The following is a 17,043-nucleotide window of genomic DNA, read 5'->3' as shown; positions in this document are numbered from 1 at the left end:
TCAGGCACCCGCCGTGATCGCGACCGCGCGGAACGAAATGCCGTGCCGCTTCTGGCCGTTGAACTCGTTCTCCCAGTCCCGCGCCTTCAGCCCCACCACCGACACCGGCATGCCCGGCGCCAGCCCCTCCGGGACACCGGTCTGAGGGATAGCCACCTGGTACAGGTTGCCCTCCCCCTCGTCGGAGACCAGCAGGCCCACCGTCATCATCGTGGCCCCGGTCTCGTGGTCGATGGCCACTTCCCCGGTCTTCGCGTTCTTGAGCTTCTTGGTCGGCGGAGTCGCGACGAACACCACAGCACTCGAAGTGTCGATCTTGAATGAAGGCATAAGTGCGTCCCTTGTTCTTGGAGTCACCCTTGCCGGCGACCTCTCTAGACATCTTCGAGTGAAGCGTACGTCTCTAGAGATGTCAATGAGATACCTAGAGATGTTTGCTGCCGTGTGATCGGACAGGCGCTCAAGGTGCAGTGACGTACGCGTGCCTTAGGCTGTCTAGAGAAGAAGGAGGAGTGTTCACGTATGGCCACCACGGGCGGCGACCGCCAGCCGAAGTACCAGCGCATTGCCAACACGCTCCGAGAAGCGATCCAGGCAGGCGAGTACGTCCCCGGCGATCGACTGCCAGGTGAGAACGACCTCATGGCGACGCACGGCGTTGCCCGCATGACCGCCCGGCAGGCCCTGGGAGTGCTGCAGAACGAGGGAATCGCCGAGTCGCGCAAGGGCGCCGGCGTATTCGTTCGGGCATTCCGTCCACTGCGGCGGCGCGGGATTCAGCGGCTGTCACGAGAGCAGTGGGGAGCGGGCCGGTCGATCTGGTCAGCGGACATCGAGGACCGCACTCTCGTTGTGGATCAAGTCGCCGTCACAGAGGAACCGGCACCGGAGCGGATCGCTCGGGTTCTGGACATCGCCCCGGATGACGCCGTCTGCGTGCGGAGTCGACGGTTCGTTCTGGATGGGAAGCCGGTCCTACTGGCTACGAGCTATTTGCCAGCATCGCTCGTTGCTGGCTCAGCCATCACGCAGGAAGACACCGGCCCTGGCGGCACGTATGCCCGTCTCGGCGAACTCGGAGCGAAGCCCGTCCACTTCAGGGAAGAAGTGCGATCTCGCATGCCGTCCCAGGACGAAGCAAACCGGCTCAGCCTCTCCATGGGCACGCCAGTCATCCTCATCTGTCGTACTGCCTTCGCCGACGAGGGACGCCCCGTAGAGGTCAACGAGATGACTCTCGACTCGGCTTCCTACGTGCTCGAATACGACTTCGACGCGTAGCGGTCGGCCCGGCGAGCGCGAGCTGTTGCGCTGCCTTCAGGGGCTGTTACAGGTTTCTCTACCTCATCAAGCCCCGCCCTTCGGCGGGGGAAGGGGCGGTGGTGGGGAGGGGAAGCACTCTGGGAGCTCTCGCGGGTGGTGCCGTTCCCTTGCCGGGTCTCCGGGTGCCGATCGCACGGCATCAGCCCGTTGAGCCCGTGGAATGCCAATCGAGGCCAGTGACCGCCATGCACCTCGATGGTCAGCGTCACGCGGCTACGGGTCTCTGCAGGACGGCTTGCAGCTCGTGGCTTCGGCTTCGTGGGGGCTCTTGCCTTCGACATCCGGCGCGCAGGCCAACGGCTTTGACAGCCGACGCTACGGATCACACCCCACCGGCCCGCCATGCGGGCCGGCGCGGGCACGGGGACTCGGGCGCCGCTCCTGCCTCCGGCTCGCTCCGCCCGGCCCCCGGCCCCGCGCCACCAGAGTTGCCACGGGGTAATCCGCTACACGCTTTGCCCCGCCCAAAAGCGCGCCGAACCGAGCAGACACCCCACCACCCAGCACCACCACTGACGCCATCTCGCAGACCAGGACGCAGCCACCACCAGGACCAACGGAACAGCCACGCAGGCGCCCGTAGGCCGGGGGCAGGGCCAGGCGGGGAGCCCCGAGGGCGGCGAGGAAGTGCGAGGAAGTTGGTAGTGAGGTGGGGCGGAAGCGGTGAGCGGTTTACGTGACGGGCGCGCTGCCGACCGTGCCGTAGGTCTTGGTTCCGTCGGCAAGAGCTGGCTACGGGAGGAGTGGGGGCAGCGAAGCCGAGCGATCCGGGCATGCAGGCCGGCATCGGCGGGCCGCCGTACCGGCGCCGTCACAGATGCGGGCGCGTAAGCGGACCGGACGCTAAAACGTGGCTGAGGGGGAGCTATCTGCTGCCGCGATGTGGCTCAGCCCGTCATGGGCGCTCCGCTCACTTCCCCGCCTCTGGGCTGCTAGGCCCCAAGCCTGGCAGGGCACGGCCACCCCCTCACTGGATTTCCCAGACTACTTTTTTACCTTTTCCTCTTCACCCTCCTCCTCTTCTCCCTCCTTTTTCCCTCTTCCTTCCTTCTCCCTCTTCTGCGCTTCATCCGCCTTCTTCTCCTGAAGGAGGGCCGCGATTCCAGCCCCCAGCAGCGGGCCGCCGACGGCGGCTGCGCTCGGAAGAATCACCACGCCTAGGGGACCTGTGACAGCAGCTGCCCCAGCGCCGGCCGCGATTGTCAGAAATCCGCCCACCGCTGCGATGGCACCCCACACCCGCCTTGGAAGGTCTCCGTCTGGAGTCTCGCCGCTCTCCACGAGGTCAGCTTTCCGGTACAGCTCTTCTACCTCGGTACCGCCAAATGCATTGATCGATTCGATGGCCCTCTGCGCCACAATTCCGAGCTCGTCTGGAACTTCCGCAGCTAGGGCATACACAAAGTCAAGATCCTTTTGGATGTCGGCAAGTTCTTTCGCCATCTCTCGACCAATGTTGGCAAGCTCCGTCGAAGAGGAACTGCGCTGGCCTGAGTAGGTCAAGCGCTCACTCCAAATCATGTCCAAGCTCAGCAGTCGGGTGCATCTGTTGGACAGTTCTACCGCGCGGAGTTGCTCCGTGATCGTGATCTCGTGGGTCATCGCGCCTTAGCCTCCCAATCCGTGTGGCCCCCGGGACTTCACCTCGACACCAACGCTATGCACCCTGACCTGCAGCATGCCTCTGCGGATGGACCGAATGAGTAACGGAGCTTCGGCAGCTGACACCCAGCTAGCTAAAATCTGTTCAGGCAAGACCACGCTGTATGGTCAACCCTGCGCTGTACGGCAGCGAAGTACAACAACCTGGTCAATCACGGGCGTCTGCCTCTGATCGTAGGTAACCGATCAACCAGGTGAACCAACTTCACCGACCGCTCTGCCGGTCGTTCGCAACGAGTAACAGCAAGCACCCCCGCCCGGGCCGCCTCTGGGCCGTGGGGGGGTGCTCAGCGATGACCAACAGCGACAGTCGATGACGACTCAACCGCAGGTCAGGGCGCTGCCCGTTGGCCCATGCGCTGAGCAGAGGCCCGGCGAGTCACTTCTTCAGCTACTGCATCTTCGCTGCACCTAAGAAGCCCCATCCGTGCTGGCGGGCTGCTCAAGCGCCTTGCGCTGTCGGCGCAGCGGCCAGCGCTGCCTATGCGGTGCTAGTACCTCACCGCTTCGACTTGGACACTCTCCGTCTTCTTTTTTCATTGAACGGTCATCTACGCGGCCTCGCAAGACTAGAGTCACCGCTCTGACGGCATCTGCTCCCCGCTGCAAGCGGGCACCGGTTCACGACAGAGGGCAGGACCATGCGTGCAGGGGAGCGCGCAGCAAGTAGTAGCAGGGGGGACCAGTACGTGGCCCAGAATCAGAGACCTCAGCCGACGGCGGAGGACAAGAAGAACGTCCGTGTTGGCTGCGGCGTCATGCTGGCTGCGCTTCTCGTGGTCGGCGGCTGTAGCGCCCTGATCAACGACGACAAAGATTCGTCGTCCAGCTCATCGTCGTCATCTACGTTCGACGACAAGTCGAACACGGTCACAGTCGAGGACTTCGTCGGTATGGGGCTCCAGGCAGCCCAGGACGCAGCGCAAGACGACGGCGTCTACAACCTCGACTCCACGGACGCCACTGGCCAAGGCCGCCAGCAGCTCTGGGACCGCAACTGGACGGTCTGCGCTCAGACACCTGCGGCTGGCGAAACGATGAGCGCCGATGGCACGCTTACGTTCGACACCGTCAAGTCCAGCGAGGGTGAGACCTGCGACGACCCCACGGGATCTGCCAGCAGCGATGATTCCTCCATCTCCGGCGAAGGCGACTCCTCCACTGTCTCCGGCACGGGGGACGAGTACAGCGACGATAGTTCCTCCACAGTCGCCGGCGCCGGGGACGACGACAGCAGTGAATCCTCCAGCAGCGGCTCCAGCTCATCGACTGGCGGCTCCGACTCGTCGGGAGACGGCTCCAGTTCTTCTTCCTCCTCGGCCGGCTCGCAGCAGGCACCGGCCGGTGCCACCGCCCAGTGCAACGACGGTTCATACAGCTATTCCGCCCACCGTCGGGGTGCCTGCTCGCATCACGGTGGCGTGGCCGTCTGGCTGGCCAGCGTGCCTTCGTAAAGGGGAAGTCGACGCGATTGGCCTGGCATTCGTACGCGGACGCTGTTGCCTTCCTTGCAGTGCTGCTCGCGGCTAGCGGTACAGCAGCGGTGTACAGCAACCGCAGCAACCGACCATGACTGGCAGTCCTCCCCAGAGGTATAACGGCGACCTGTATGACCGTCACTAATCGATCTCTGTAGAGCTACGGATCAGAAGGTTGCAGGTTCGAATCCTGCCGAGCGCACACAGGTCAAAGGCCCCCTGGACATCGTCCAGGGGGCCTTTGACATCAGCGGGTGACATCAACGCGGGGTGCGTCGGCCGTCACGTGGCCGGCGGACACTCCGGATCGTCCGCCTCGTCATCGCCCAAGTCGTCCATCCCCAAGGGCGCCGCGAGAGCTTTTTTCGCGACGGGCTGGAGGGGGGCGAGGCTTCGTCGGTCTCCGGCGGGGATGCGGTAGTCGAGAGCGAACTGGTCAGCCGCCATGACGGTGTCGCAGACCTCGACGACCCGGCCGTCCTCGCTTTCCGCGTTCCTGATCAGGTGAATCACGGGTGAGCCAGGACTCAGGCTGAGGGCGCTGGTCTCCTGCTTCGTGGCGAGCCGGGCGCGGACGGCCTCGGTGAACTCCTTCAACGTGTGTCCGTTCTCCTCCAGGCGCGCGTAGATGCCGCCGCCTCCAGGGTTCTCTGCAAGCAGCTCGGGGATCTCCTCGGCGATGTCCCAGGGGAGGTACGACGTCGCCTCTTGCGTTGGCGTCCCGTTGCTGAAGTACAGACGCCGTCGGGCCAGCACCTTCGTGCCGTCGGGGACGCCCAGTCGCTCGGCGATCTCCTCCGGCGCTTCCATCGGGCCGACGTACAGCACGGTCACGCCCGCGGTCTTCCCGGCCTGCTCGGACTCCGCGAGGTAGGCGGCCTTGCCGGCCTTGCGGTGGGAGCGCCGGAAGCGATCGGACGACTTGCGGCGTACCGGCGGCTGGCTCTTCACGAACGAGCCCTTGCCGTGGTGGGTGTCGATCAAGCCGGTAGGCCGGAGTTCCGCCACGGCCTTGCGCGCCGTGCCCTGAGAGACGGAGTGGCGAGCCATGAGTTCCGACTCGCTGGGAACCTTGGCTCCAGGGGCGAGGACTCCGGACCTGATCTGCTGAGCCAGGTCTTCCGCGATCTGTAGGTACCGTGACTGGCCTGAGTCTCTAGAGGCTGCTGTGCCCATGTCCTTCAGTCCTCCGATGCTCCTGCACATGAGTAACGCTAACCGGGAGGGCCGGTCAATGTCGCTTCACTCGGTTTCGGTGGCCGGGGTGGTGGTCCGCGAGGAACGGCTGCGTTCTCGTGATCAAGCGTGCTGACAATGGCGCCTGGGAGGCACCGGGTGGCGTTCTCGAACTGGATGAGCGGCCCGAGGACGGCGCCTGCCGAGAGGTCCTGGAAGAGACCGGTATCAAGGTCGAGACGGAACGACTGACCGGCGTCTACAAGAACATGAAGCGCGGCGTCGTCGCCTTGGTCTTCCGCTGCCGGCCGGTCGGCGGCGAGGAGCGCACGTCAGACGAGTCCGTGGACGTGTGCTGGTTCACCCGCGGAGAGGTCGAGAGCCGCATGGTCGAGGCTTACGCGGTGCGGGTGCTTGATGCCCTCGATTCTGCGGGGGCGCGGGTGCGTGCTCATGATGGCCGCCGGTCGTTGCAAACGTCTCCCTAAAGGCTGTCCCGTAACTACTGGTCACAGGTGAGATGATCTTGCTGTGTCTGGTGTGACCACGGCGTCGGAGCCGTCCTGGATAGCCCCGTTCACCGGGCTGAGTCCGCGTCAGTTCGGCAAGCTGATCACCGCGCTGCGGCGTGAAGGTGCGGACCCGGTTCGCAAGGGTCGGCAGTGGAGCCTGCCGCTGGAGGACCGGGTGCTGCTGGTCGCCGTGTACTGGCGAACCAACCTCACTCTGCCGCAGCTCGCCCCGCTGTTCGGCGTCTTGAAGTCGGCAGCCGACCGCATCATCGACCATCTTGGGCCGTCGCTTGCTCTGCAGCCGCGCAAGCGGTTCCGGAAGGACACCGTGCTGATCGTGGACGGCACTTTGGTCCCCACCCGCGACCACCAGGTTGCCGAGCAGTCGAAGAACTACCGGTATTCGACCAATCATCAGGTCGTCATTGACGCCGACACCCGGCTCGTCGTCGCCGTCGGCCGGCCGGTGCCCGGCAATCGCAACGACTGCAGGGCGTGGGAGCTGTCCGGCGCGAAGGACGCCATCGGCAAGACCACGGTGATCGCGGACGGTGGCTACCGGGGCACTGGCCTGGTCATCCCACACCGCCGCGAGCGTGGCCAGGCCGAACTCCCGGCCTGGAAAGAGGAACACAACACCTCACACCGCAAGGTCCGCGCACGCGTCGAGCATGCCTTCGCCCGCATGAAGGGATGGAAAATCCTCCGCGACTGCCGCCTGAAAGGCGACGGCGTCCACCACGCCATGCTCGGCATCGCCCGCCTGCACAACCTCACCCTCGCCGGATGGCGGAGAAACAGGCAGGTCATCCAGCCCGCCATAGATTATTTACGAGACAGTCCTTAGGTGCGGTGCTTTTCCTGGTTTTCCAAACCTAAGAGAGCTGCTCGTCGCTGGTCAGTGCGATGTTCAGTCGATCCTTGAAGGAGCGAATTCTGCTGGCCTCGAAGGGCAGCTTTTCTGCAAGATCTGCTAGGTCCTTCAATACTTCGCGAACCAATATTGTGGGTGGTGCGCAATCCAAGAATAGGTTCAGCTGCGCATTCGCGCTCACCCAATCTGACATCGCGCAGTGCACGACGACCAGATTGCCGCGTGCCCATTTCGCGTCCGTGTCGCCCGCTGAAGCAGCGTCGGTGAAAATGCGAGCCGCACGCAGCCAGCACTCCCTCCCTTGTTCCTCCCGCCCCATCGACCAGAGGAGCCTTCCGCGCAGGTATTCACTCCATCCCTTCTCTGATCCGATCTCGACGGCGCGGGTGAATTCAGTGAGGGCTTCGTCGTAGCGCCCCATTGCCTGATAAGTTTCGCCGCGGCCGATAACGGCCCAGTCGAGGTTCGGGTCGATTTCGATGGCGTGGGTGAAGTCGTCCAGTGCTTCGCCGTAGCGTCCCATGAGGTGATAAGTTTCCCCGCGGCTTGCGATGGCCCAGGTGTATTGGGGATCGATTTCGATGGCCTGATCGAAATCTGCGAGGGCTTCATCGTAGCCTCCCATGAGGCGATAAGTTTCCCCGCGGCTTGCGACGGCCCAGGTGTATTGGGGGTCGATTTGGATAGCTCGGGCGAAATCTGCAAAAGCGTCATCGTAGCGTTCCATCGCCCGGTAGGCCTGTGCGCGGCTTGCGATGGCCCAGGTGTATTGGGGATCGATTTCGATGGCCTGATCGAAATCTGTGAGGGCTTCGTCGTAGCCTCCCATGAGGCGATAAGTTTCCCCGCGGCTTGCGATGGCCCAGGTGTATTGGGGATCGATTTCGATGGCCTGATCGAAATCTGTGAGGGCTTCGTCGTAGCGCCCCATGAGGCGATAGACCGCCCCGCGGCCTGCTATGGCCCAGGCCTCTTGGGGGACGATTTCGATAGCGCGAGTGTAATCAACGATGGCCTCGTCGTAGCGTTCCATGGCCCGGTAGGTCTGTGCTCGGCACGCGATGGTCCGGGCTAGGTATGGGTTGATTTCGATGGCGCGGGCGAAATCTGCGAGGGCTTTATTATGGCGCCCCATGAGACGATAAGTTTCTCCGCGGCTTGCGATGGCCCGGTCGAGGCGTGGGTCGATTTCGATGGCTCGGGCGAATTCGGCCAGGGCGTTGTCGTTGCGTCCCATGGCCTGGTAGATCTGTGCGCAACTTGCGATGGCCCAGGCGTATTGGGGGTCGGCCGCGGTGATGCGTGTGAAGTCGTCCAAGGCCTCGTCGTGGCGCCCCATTAGGCGATAAGTTTCTCCGCGGTTTGCGATGGCCCAGGCGTATAGGGGATCTATTTCGATGGCTCGGGTGTAATCAGCGATGGCCTCGTCGTAGCGTTCCATTGCCTGGTAGGTCTGTGCGCGGCTTGCGATAGCCCAGTCGAGGCATGGGTCAATTTCGATGGCGCGGGTGAATTCGGCGATGGCCTCGTCGTAGCGGCCCATGAGGCGATAGGTCTCGGCGCGTCCGGCATAGATACGTGGCATGACCGGTGCGACCCTCTGGGCATTTGCATAGTCAGTCAGCGCATGCGGGTAGGCGCCGGCTATCCTGTGTTCACGGGCGCGGACGGTGTGGGCTAGGGCACGGGATGTGGCGGTGAGCTCGGGTGCGGTCAGGAGACAGGTCAGGACGGCGATGCCGCCATTTTCCTCTTCTGCCGCTTTTTCGAGGCGTTGGCCCTGGGAAGTGAGGGTGCTGGTTTCTGTGTCGTGCCCGGCCTGGGTGAGGATCTGGGCCCAGCGGCGCAGGGTGGCGATGTCGTGGTCGGTGGCGTGGACAGCTTGCAGGAGGGCGTCGGGCAAAGCGATGCGGGGGTCGGCGCACAGGCGGTGGTAGGTCTCGTTAAGCCGGTAATCGCGCCAGGCGGCATCGTCCCAGTGGGTGTCGGTGCTGGTGCCCAGGGAGGCTTCGGCGGACAAGCGCCATCGCTCAAAGGTATCGCCCAGGAGCTTGTGCTGTTGCTGCCATCGGGCAAGGGAGCGGGTCCGCTGTAGCCGGAGCATCGTGTTGCGGACGACGTTGTGGTAGCGGCAGCGGCCAGCCTGGGAGGAGACGAAGGCCAGGGCACGTAGCCAGGAGTAGTCGTCTGCGGTGGCTTCAGGGACGACCGTGCGGTAGATGTCCTCGTCCAGGTGGAGGGGCAGAGCACAGGCCAATGCCGCCTCGCGCCGTTGAGGGTCGGGTTCCCATTTGAGGAATCTCTCGACCGCAGTCTCGGAGGGGTCGCTGATACTGTCGCGGGGATTCGCGCCGCTGCGGGCGAGCATGTCGACCAGGAGTGGGAGCCGTCCTGACAAGCGCAGGACTAGCTCAACGCTCTGTTCGTCGACGACCTCATGCCCGGCCAGCAGAGTCCGGACTTCTTCTTCGGTAAACACATCTAGGGCCACCTCGGTGACCTGGTCCAGCCGGTCACCCCAGATTCGGGTATCCAGGCGCAGTTGGCCGGACAGCACGATCTGCACGTTGGCTGGCAGTCCCTCGTGATCCTCGCCGAATATGACGCTCTGCAGCCAGCGGTCCAGCACCGGACCAGTCCGCTCGTACACGTCGAAGAACAGCACTACCCGTTCGCAACTGGTGGCGATATCTGCCAGATCCTCGAGGAACACCGGCGTGAGTCGCTCCACCGGCCTCATCACCAGTTGCACGTCATCGTGGCTGCGCAGCCGCATGTTCAGCATCGCCCGCATCCGGTCCGCGCCCAGTGCTACCTGTTGCGGATCGACCGCTCCGGCGAATGCTCCGACACCGGGCAGCATGCCTAGCCCAACCAGACCCACCTGCGCTGCAACAGTGCTCGATGGCGAGGCTGGTGCCGACTGCGCGCCACCCCGGTCACCCTGTGGGGTGGGTGCTGCGCTCTCGGCCTGGTGCCGGCGTTGGCGGTATAACGCCATCTGCTTGTCGAACTTCTTCAGCGGCTGACCCTGGCGCCCGAGCCGCGCACTGATTGTCTCCATCGCCTCCAGCGCATCAGCCACTTCATCGTCGACAAATGCCGTGACCACAGAGCCCTGCTCGCGAGCCGTGGTCTCCCACTGCCGCACAAGCGTTGACTTCCCCACGCCCCCATTGCCGTGCACGTGGAACAGGTACGGGAAGTCGACATCCTCCGGATTCCGCGCGAAGGTCTCCCGGAACACCGCCAGCTCACCACGCCGCCCCACGAACCCTGCCCGCCCACGACGTCGATTGATCTCCTGCCGAGACGGCCTCCGCCCAGCCAAACCTCACCACCCTCGTAATGACCGCATCCATGATGCCCGTCACCAGCAATCAAAGGGGCCGGTTTGCCGACACCTCACCGCCAGTGGGTTAAGCGCCTGCGGGTCAGGAGACAGCGGCTCCGGGGGCGGGTGCTCCCCCCCCACTGACATCAACGTCTGACATCAACGGGTATGTACGTTGACGCATACATCGGCACAGGGTTGGCCTGGTGCTAGGCATTGTGCCGCAGACAGGCGCTGGGCTTCTGGCTTGCGGCACCCGCCTACGGATCAGAAGGTTGCAGGTTCGAATCCTGCCGAGCGCACAGGAGGCCGGAGGCCCCGTCGAGGAATCGACGGGGCCTTTGGTGTTTGTGGGTGACGGGGGCGGCTGATGGCAACGCCCGGGCTCGGCGAGTGGGAGTGGAGTGGATCAGGCGCCTGTTCGGACCTGTCCGGCGGCTTCGACTTCACTTCTTGCCTCGGATAGCGCAGCGGAGCTCAGTGGCCTTTGTGGTGGAGGGCGCGGACGCCGAGGTCGTAGGTCATGGAGCCGAGAGCGAGGACGACGAGGGGCCATGTCAGGGGTGAGTCGGCCGGGACCGTGCCGCTGAGCAGGGCGGTGCTGACTGATCCGGTGCCGAGTACGGCGGTGGCGGTTGGGGCGCTGGGCGCCTTGACCAGTACGGCGCGCGGGCCGGGGTTGGCGGCGGGGCACGGGCGGCGGTTACGGCTCATCGGGTGCTCGCTGTGGCAGCGGCGGCTGCGGCACGGGTGGTGTGCTGCTCGCCGAGGCGCTTGAGCTTGCGGCGTACCCGTTCGCCGAAGGCCTCCGGGCTTGCGGCGCCGGCGAATCGGGCGGCTTCTGTCCAGGTGGCGATAGCCGGGTGGGCCCAGGCCATCGCCACTCTCTGCTCGGCAGGGTCGAGTCCGGCAAGTACGGCGTTGATCCGAGCGTCACCGAAGGCGGCCTCGAAGACGAGGTCGTCCATCCGTAGCTTGCCCGCGATCAGGTCGTGCAGGGTCAGGTTGTCGCCGAGCGGGGTCTCCAGGAGCAGCACCCTGGAGCCGCGGACGCGTCGTCGCCACAGCGGCACGAGCTGCCGGTGCACTGCCTCGGCTTCCGACTTGATGCGGCCCAACACCGCGCCATCGATACGGCCGTTGTCCTGAAGCGGGGCGACCCAGTCCCCGAGGAGCGCGGTGGAGACAGCTTGGTTCCATTGAGGCCCTCGCGGCAGAACGAGGGACCCTCCGATGAAACCGTCGATCGTGAGGCAGGAACACTCATGTCCCAGAACCGCGTCGCGTGCCATGAGTGCATCGAACGCGACCGCTTCGGAGATACGGCCGAACCCGAATCGGTCCGCCGAGTCCGATCGGTCGTCCTCGATGATGACTTTGCGGGGGGTGCCGCAGGCCACCACGACCACACGGTGAGTCGCGTCGACGTTCCGGTTCACCGTGACACTTCCGTCGGAACGGATCGATACGGCACACGTGTCGGTCCAGGGCAGGCCGTACTGGGAGTGCTTTTGCCGCGTCTGCTTCGTAGGCCCGGCGTCAGAGCTGTTTGAAATGGCGGCCTGCGGACCATTGGTGCGGGGCACGGTCGGATCTCCTTGCGCTCGTTGGTGCGGCTTCCTCCCTTCTCGGTCTTGGGGGAGGGCCGGATCGGCAAACAATGTGGAGTCGGGTGATGTGATGTGCGTCACTTCGGGGTGAGTGCTTCCCGGCGGCTGTCCGTCCGCCCGTCCGCCCGTCCGCCCGTCCGCTCGCCGGGTGCGGTGCCGACTGCTCGCGTACCGGAGTCGACTGGTCCCGTCGCCCGTCGCCCGTCGCCCGTCGTCCGTCGCCCGTCGTCCGTCGTCCGTCGTCCGTCGTCCGTCGTCCGTCGTCCGTCGTCCGTCGTCCGTCGTCCGTCGCCCTGCCCCGTGTCCCCTGCCCCGTGTCCCCTGTCCCCTGCCCCGTGCCCTCTCCCTCCAGCCGCCCTACTGCGACGGCAGTACGACCCGCATCGTCAGGCCGCCGTTCTCGCGGGGCTGGGCGGTGATGTTGCCGTCGTGTGCGCGTACCACGGAGCGCACGATGGACAGGCCGAGGCCGACGCCCTTGTCGCTGCCGGTGCGCTCGGTGCGCAGTCGTCGGAACGGCTCGAAGAGGTTCTCCACCTCGTAGGCGGGGACCACCGGTCCCGTATTGGTGACCACCAGGACCGCGCAGCCGGGCTGCGGCTCGGTGGTGACCTCGACCCAGCCGTCCTCGGGGATGTTGTAGCGCACCGCGTTCTGGACGAGATTGAGTGCGATGCGCTCCAGGAGTACGCCGTTGCCCTGGACGAAGACCTGCTGGCCGGCCCCGCGCAGCTCCACGCCCTTGGCGTGGGCCTCCTCGCGGGTCTGGTCGACGGCCTGCGAGGCGACCTCGGACAGATCGACCGGTTTCTTGTCGACGACCTTGTTCTCGCTGCGGGCGAGCAGCAGCAGGCCTTCCACGAGCTGCTCACTGCGCTCGTTGGTGGCCAGCAGTGTCTTGCCGAGCTGGGCGAGCTCGGGGGACGCGTCCGGGTCGGCGAGCTGGACCTCCAGCAGCGTGCGGTTGATCGCCAGTGGGGTACGCAGTTCATGCGAGGCGTTGGCGACGAAGCGACACTGCGACTCGAAGGCGCGGTCCAGGCGGTCCAGCATCTCGTCGAAGGTGTCGGCGAGCTCCTTGAGCTCGTCGTCGGGCCCGCCCAGCTCGATCCGACGGTGCAGATCGGAGCCCGCCACCCGCTGCGCGGTGCGCGTGATGCGCCCCAGCGGGGAGAGCACCCGGCCGGCCATCGCGTAACCGAAGGCGAAGGCGACGATGGTGAGGCCGAGCAGGGTCAGCAGGGAGCGGTTCAGGAAGGAGTGCAGCGCCAGTTCGCGCTGGTTCCGGATGCAGTTGCTGATCGCCGAATTGATCTCGTCGACGGTGCCGACCGACGGCAGATCGGGGCAGCTGATATTGCCCAGCCTGACGTTACTGCCGAAAACTCTGAACTCCGGGGTGCCCTCCTTGAGGGTGTTGGCCGCCAGCATGTAGATGATCGTGAGCAGCACGATGCCGGCCATCAGAAACATGCCGCCGTAGAGCAGCGCGAGCCTTATGCGGATGGTCGGTCGCAACCACGGTGCCGGACGGTGGTGCGGCTCAGGGCTCCAGGTGGGCTTCGGGGGTACGGTCACCGGCGCGGGCGGCGAGGAAGAGGTTGCCACGGCGATCAGCCCTGATGGCTCGGCGACGCGGGCACCGTGACTGATGCCGGGACGATGAGTAGATGCACTGTTGATGTTGATCCTTCATCAGATGCCTCAAGGCGTACAAGGCGTACGACAGTTGCTGAGTGGTGCTCATCCTGCTTAAAGAGGCCCTAAATCGGCAGTAAGTAACGGATCGCCTCCCGGACAGGCCCGACCTGCCGGCGTTTCCGGTCGGGGCTCTCGCGGTCGAGGGTGCGGTGGAGGGCGGTTGCCGGGGCGTCGGCGCCGTGGCTCCGTGGTGGGCCGTCGGAGAAACGATTAGGTGTTGGTGCGGGAGTCGCGTAGTGTTCGGGGAACCGACGCGGGGTGGAGCAGCTCGGTAGCTCGCTGGGCTCATAACCCAGAGGTCGCAGGTTCAAATCCTGTCCCCGCTACTGACGCCGCAGGCCCAGTGGAATTAATTCCGCTGGGTCTGCGGCTTTTTTGCGTCCGTGATCGCGTGCAGGTGTGCGGGTGGGTTACTCGTGGACCGGTGGGGGCGGGGCTGTGTAGTGGGCCGCGGGGCCCGTGTGGGGTGCGGGCAGGTGGGGGTGGAGGAGTAGGTCGTCGTCGTAGTCGCCGGCGTTCTGGTGGCGGAAGGGGAGCGGCTCGGTGGTGGGGAGGGTGTGCAGGCGGGCCCGTAGGCGGGTGGCGGCGGTGGCGTAGGCGGTGGGGGTGGTGCGGTCCGCGCCGGGGATCAGGAGGGGCGGGACGACGGAGATCCCGGTGTACCAGAGGGTGCCGTGCTGGAGGGGGAAGCGAAGGTCGTTGAGATCGCCGTTGACGCCGCGCGGCCCCAGGGTGGCGGCGCGGGCGCCGGCGGTGGTGATGACCATGGCGCGCTTGCCGGTGAGTTTGCCGTCGCCGTAGCGGCGCGGGCGGCCGGTGGCGGGGTCGGTGATGCCGAAGGCGAAGCCCTTGACGAAGACGCGGTCGAACCAGCCCTTGAGGATCGCGGGCATTCCGTACCACCAGAGGGGGAACTGGATGATCAAGGTGTCGGCCCAGGCGAGTTTCTGTTGTTCGGCGCGGATGTCGGGGCTCAAGTTGCCGTCCGCGTAGGCGCGTTCTGATGCGTTGCCGATGAGGAGGCGGTCGGCCGGGTCGTGGCCGTAGTCGTCGGCGTCGACCACCGGGTTCCACTTCATGGCGTACAGGTCGGAGACGCGGTACTGGTGGCCGTGGGCTTCGAGGGTGCGCAGGCCCTCGGTCTTGAGGGCGCCGCTCAGGGAGCGCTGGTCGGGGTGGGCGAACAGCCAGAGGACCTTCATGACGTCCACTGTCGGAGGGTGGGTGGGGGCCGGACCAGTGGCCGGATGGTCATACTGTGCAAGGATCGGGCCATGGGTGTTGTGGAGAGTCGTAGTGGTAGTGGGGGGCCTGGGGGGCGGCGGCATCGGGTGGTGGTGCTGGTGCGGGACGGGATGTTGCCGATCGAGGTGGGGATCGTGCACCGGATCTTCGGGGAGGCCAGGTCGGCGGCCGGGGAGCGGCTGTATGAGCTGGTGACCTGCGCGTTGGAGCCGGGTGAGGTGCGTACGGACACGGACTTCACGGTGCATGTCGCGCACGGGCCGGAGGCGCTGGCGACGGCCGACACCGTGGTCGTACCGGCGTCCGGGACGGACTACGACGTGGGGGAGGAGCGGTGCGCGGGGCGGCTGGGGCGGGCGATGGACGAGGCGCTGGGGCGGATCCGGCCCGGGACGCGGATCGCGTCGATCTGTACGGGGGCGTTCGTGCTGGCCGCGGCCGGGCTGCTGGACGGGCGGCGGGCGACCACGCACTGGCGGTCGGTGGACCAGTTCCGCGAGCTGTTCCCGGCCGTCGAGGTGGATGCGGATGTGCTGTACACGGACGAGGGGGATGTGCTGACGGCGGCCGGGGTCGCCTCGGGGATCGATCTGTGTCTGCACATGGTCCGGTGTGATCACGGGGCGGCGGTGGCCAATGACGTGGCGCGGCGGACGGTCGTGCCGCCGCACCGGGAGGGCGGCCAGGCGCAGTACATCCGGCGGCCGATACCGGAGCCGCAGGTGTCGTCCACGGGTACGGCGCGGGCCTGGGCGCTGGAACATCTGGACCGGCCGCTGAGCCTGCGGGAGCTGGCGGCGCGGGAGTCGATGAGCGTACGGACCTTCACCCGGCGGTTCCGGGAGGAGGTCGGGATCTCGCCGCTGCAGTGGCTGACGCAGCAACGGATAGAGCGGGCGCGGCAGTTGCTGGAGGAGACGGAGCTGACGGTGGACCGGATCGCGGCGGAGGCGGGCTTCGGGACGGCGGCCTCGCTGCGGCAGCATCTGCAGTCGGCGTTGGGGGTGTCGCCGCGGGCCTATCGGAGCACGTTCCGGGGGCCGGGGAACGGGATGGTGGCCTGAGGTGGGGGGGGGAGAGGGCGGGGTGGTGGCCTGAGGTCGAGGGTCGGGGAGCGGGGTGGTGGCCTGAGGCCGAGGGGCGGGGAGCGGGGTGGTGGCCTGCGGCCGGGAGCGGGAGCCGGGGTGGTGGCCTGAGGCGGGGGTGGAGGCTTGCGGGCTGCCGGGTGGGCCGGACCGGTGTCGCTGCGGCCCGGCGATGCTTGCGGGCCGCGTTGTCAGTGGGTGGTCGTACGCTGGCGGTGTGTGGCGATGTACGGGACCGCGCTGGTCAGGCGGTGGGTCGGGGTCGCGGCCGGAGCCGGCGGGGCGGTTCGGCCAGCGGCTCGGTTGGTACTGCGCCGAGCGGGGCGAGGAGCGGGTGAGCATGCTCCCCGCGGGCAAGGTGCTGGCGTTCGCCGCCCGGGGCGAGCGGCGCTGCCTGGGCGTGCGGCGGGCCGGGCGCTGGATCGTGTGTCCGTATGAGGCGGTGCTCGACGGGGCGAGTGCCAAGGATCAGTGCGCGCGGTGCGCCCAGCTGGACCGTTCGCGTTCGGTGGCCGCCGACACCATGGCCGACGATCCGCGCCCGTACGGCGTCTATCTCGCGTACTTCGGGCCCGGTCTGCTCAAGGTGGGGATCACGGCCGCCGAGCGCGGGCCGGCGCGGCTGGTGGAGCAGGGGGCGGTGGCGTACGCGTGGCTGGGGCGCGGGCCCCTGATGGCGGCGCGGCGGGCGGAGGCGTTGCTGGGGAGCGCGCTGGCGGTGCCCGACCGGTTCGGGAAGGCGGCGAAGCGGGCGGCTCGCGGGGCGCTGCCGCCGGTGCCGGAGCGGCTCGCCGAGCTGGCTCAACTGCACGACAGGGCAAGGGGGTTGACGGACTGGCCGGAGACGCTCGAACCGGTGGACTTCGCTTTTGCGGACCATACGGAGTTGTTCGGGCTCGACCGTATTCCGGGGGAGGTCGCGGAGCTGGGCGGGATGACGGCGGGGGCCGAGATCGTGGGGGAGGTGCTGACCGGGGTGGGGTCCGATGTGTATCTGCGGCTGGCGGGGGAGCCGGAGGGGGCCGGGCCGGCCGGTGGGGGTG

At 66.5% G+C, this 17,043-nt stretch carries 13 protein-coding genes, 1 tRNA gene and 1 pseudogene; 7 read left to right on the top strand and 8 right to left on the bottom strand.

All coding sequences use genetic code 11. From position 1 onward, the window contains the following. On the bottom strand, positions 1-330 hold the full coding sequence (locus DY245_RS06985; protein WP_128504612.1) for an SCO3933 family regulatory protein: 330 nt from the start codon (positions 328-330) through the stop codon (positions 1-3). Between the two features lie 192 nt (positions 331-522). Between DY245_RS06985 and DY245_RS06980 the strand changes: the two genes are divergently transcribed. Further along, positions 523-1,281 carry a GntR family transcriptional regulator gene (locus tag DY245_RS06980; RefSeq protein ID WP_128504610.1) on the top strand — a complete coding sequence of 253 codons (759 nt, stop codon included), beginning with the start codon at positions 523-525 and terminating at the stop codon, positions 1,279-1,281. A gap of 1,026 nt (positions 1,282-2,307) precedes the next feature. Here DY245_RS06980 and DY245_RS06975 read toward each other — a convergent pair. Beyond that, complete coding sequence (locus DY245_RS06975) at positions 2,308-2,925, bottom strand: hypothetical protein (RefSeq protein WP_128504608.1); 618 nt, start codon at positions 2,923-2,925, stop codon at positions 2,308-2,310. A 749-nt stretch (positions 2,926-3,674) separates the two neighbouring features. Between DY245_RS06975 and DY245_RS45925 the strand changes: the two genes are divergently transcribed. Continuing rightward, on the top strand, positions 3,675-4,439 hold the full coding sequence (locus DY245_RS45925) for a DUF3761 domain-containing protein (protein WP_244942884.1): 765 nt from the start codon (positions 3,675-3,677) through the stop codon (positions 4,437-4,439). A gap of 423 nt (positions 4,440-4,862) precedes the next feature. Here DY245_RS45925 and DY245_RS06965 read toward each other — a convergent pair. Next, positions 4,863-5,639, bottom strand: a pseudogene (locus tag DY245_RS06965) (GntR family transcriptional regulator); the annotation flags it as partial. A 119-nt stretch (positions 5,640-5,758) separates the two neighbouring features. Here DY245_RS06965 and DY245_RS06960 point away from each other — a divergent pair. Further along, complete coding sequence (locus tag DY245_RS06960) at positions 5,759-6,127, top strand: NUDIX domain-containing protein (RefSeq protein WP_128504606.1); 369 nt, start codon at positions 5,759-5,761, stop codon at positions 6,125-6,127. A gap of 43 nt (positions 6,128-6,170) precedes the next feature. Continuing rightward, positions 6,171-6,998 (top strand): transposase, encoded by an 828-nt coding sequence (locus DY245_RS06955; RefSeq protein ID WP_128504604.1) that lies wholly within the window; start codon positions 6,171-6,173, stop codon positions 6,996-6,998. 28 nt (positions 6,999-7,026) lie between these two features. Here DY245_RS06955 and DY245_RS06950 read toward each other — a convergent pair whose 3' ends face one another. The 4 genes from DY245_RS06950 to DY245_RS06935 all read right to left on the bottom strand — a co-directional run bounded on the left by DY245_RS06950 (position 7,027) and on the right by DY245_RS06935 (position 13,577). Continuing rightward, complete coding sequence (locus DY245_RS06950; RefSeq protein WP_244942883.1) at positions 7,027-10,272, bottom strand: tetratricopeptide repeat protein; 3,246 nt, start codon at positions 10,270-10,272, stop codon at positions 7,027-7,029. A gap of 564 nt (positions 10,273-10,836) precedes the next feature. After that, positions 10,837-11,073 (bottom strand): hypothetical protein, encoded by a 237-nt coding sequence (locus tag DY245_RS06945; protein ID WP_128504601.1) that lies wholly within the window; start codon positions 11,071-11,073, stop codon positions 10,837-10,839. Further along, positions 11,070-11,798, bottom strand: a complete 729-nt coding sequence (locus DY245_RS06940; RefSeq protein WP_181923554.1) for a hypothetical protein — start codon at positions 11,796-11,798, stop codon at positions 11,070-11,072. Before DY245_RS06940 ends, DY245_RS06945 begins: the two co-directional genes overlap by 4 nt. A 528-nt stretch (positions 11,799-12,326) precedes the next feature. After that, the gene (locus DY245_RS06935; protein WP_128504597.1) at positions 12,327-13,577 is read right to left on the bottom strand and encodes a sensor histidine kinase; all 1,251 of its coding nucleotides are present in this window, start codon (positions 13,575-13,577) and stop codon (positions 12,327-12,329) included. A 345-nt stretch (positions 13,578-13,922) separates the two neighbouring features. Between DY245_RS06935 and DY245_RS06930 the strand changes: the two genes are divergently transcribed. Then, positions 13,923-13,996, top strand: a tRNA-Met gene (locus tag DY245_RS06930). A gap of 84 nt (positions 13,997-14,080) precedes the next feature. Here the strand turns inward: DY245_RS06930 and DY245_RS06925 are convergent. Then, a complete protein-coding gene (locus tag DY245_RS06925; protein ID WP_128504595.1) occupies positions 14,081-14,872 on the bottom strand; it encodes an NAD(P)H-dependent oxidoreductase in 792 nt (263 codons plus the stop codon). Between the two features lie 72 nt (positions 14,873-14,944). Between DY245_RS06925 and DY245_RS06920 the strand changes: the two genes are divergently transcribed. After that, positions 14,945-15,979: a GlxA family transcriptional regulator gene (locus DY245_RS06920; protein ID WP_244942882.1), complete on the top strand. Its 1,035-nt coding sequence runs from the start codon at positions 14,945-14,947 to the stop codon at positions 15,977-15,979. A 361-nt stretch (positions 15,980-16,340) separates the two neighbouring features. Beyond that, a partial coding sequence (locus DY245_RS06910; RefSeq protein ID WP_425329353.1) for a DUF2797 domain-containing protein occupies positions 16,341-17,043 on the top strand: 703 nt, incomplete at its 3' end.

The sequence above is a fragment of the Streptomyces inhibens genome, assembly GCF_003389455.1.
Lineage (GTDB): Bacteria > Actinomycetota > Actinomycetes > Streptomycetales > Streptomycetaceae > Streptomyces > Streptomyces inhibens.
This window is presented reverse-complemented; position numbering and strand designations above follow the sequence as displayed.

What these genes read in the sequence shown, in the direction of transcription:
- DY245_RS06985 (WP_128504612.1), bottom strand. Translation starts at nt 330, where the DNA reads ATGCCTTCATTCAAGATCGACACTTCGAGTGCTGTGGTGTTCGTCGCG.
- DY245_RS06980 (WP_128504610.1), top strand. Translation starts at nt 523, where the DNA reads ATGGCCACCACGGGCGGCGACCGCCAGCCGAAGTACCAGCGCATTGCC.
- DY245_RS06975 (WP_128504608.1), bottom strand. Translation starts at nt 2,925, where the DNA reads ATGACCCACGAGATCACGATCACGGAGCAACTCCGCGCGGTAGAACTG.
- DY245_RS06945 (WP_128504601.1), bottom strand. Translation starts at nt 11,073, where the DNA reads ATGAGCCGTAACCGCCGCCCGTGCCCCGCCGCCAACCCCGGCCCGCGC.
- DY245_RS06925 (WP_128504595.1), bottom strand. Translation starts at nt 14,872, where the DNA reads ATGAAGGTCCTCTGGCTGTTCGCCCACCCCGACCAGCGCTCCCTGAGC.
- DY245_RS06920 (WP_244942882.1), top strand. Translation starts at nt 14,945, where the DNA reads ATGGGTGTTGTGGAGAGTCGTAGTGGTAGTGGGGGGCCTGGGGGGCGG.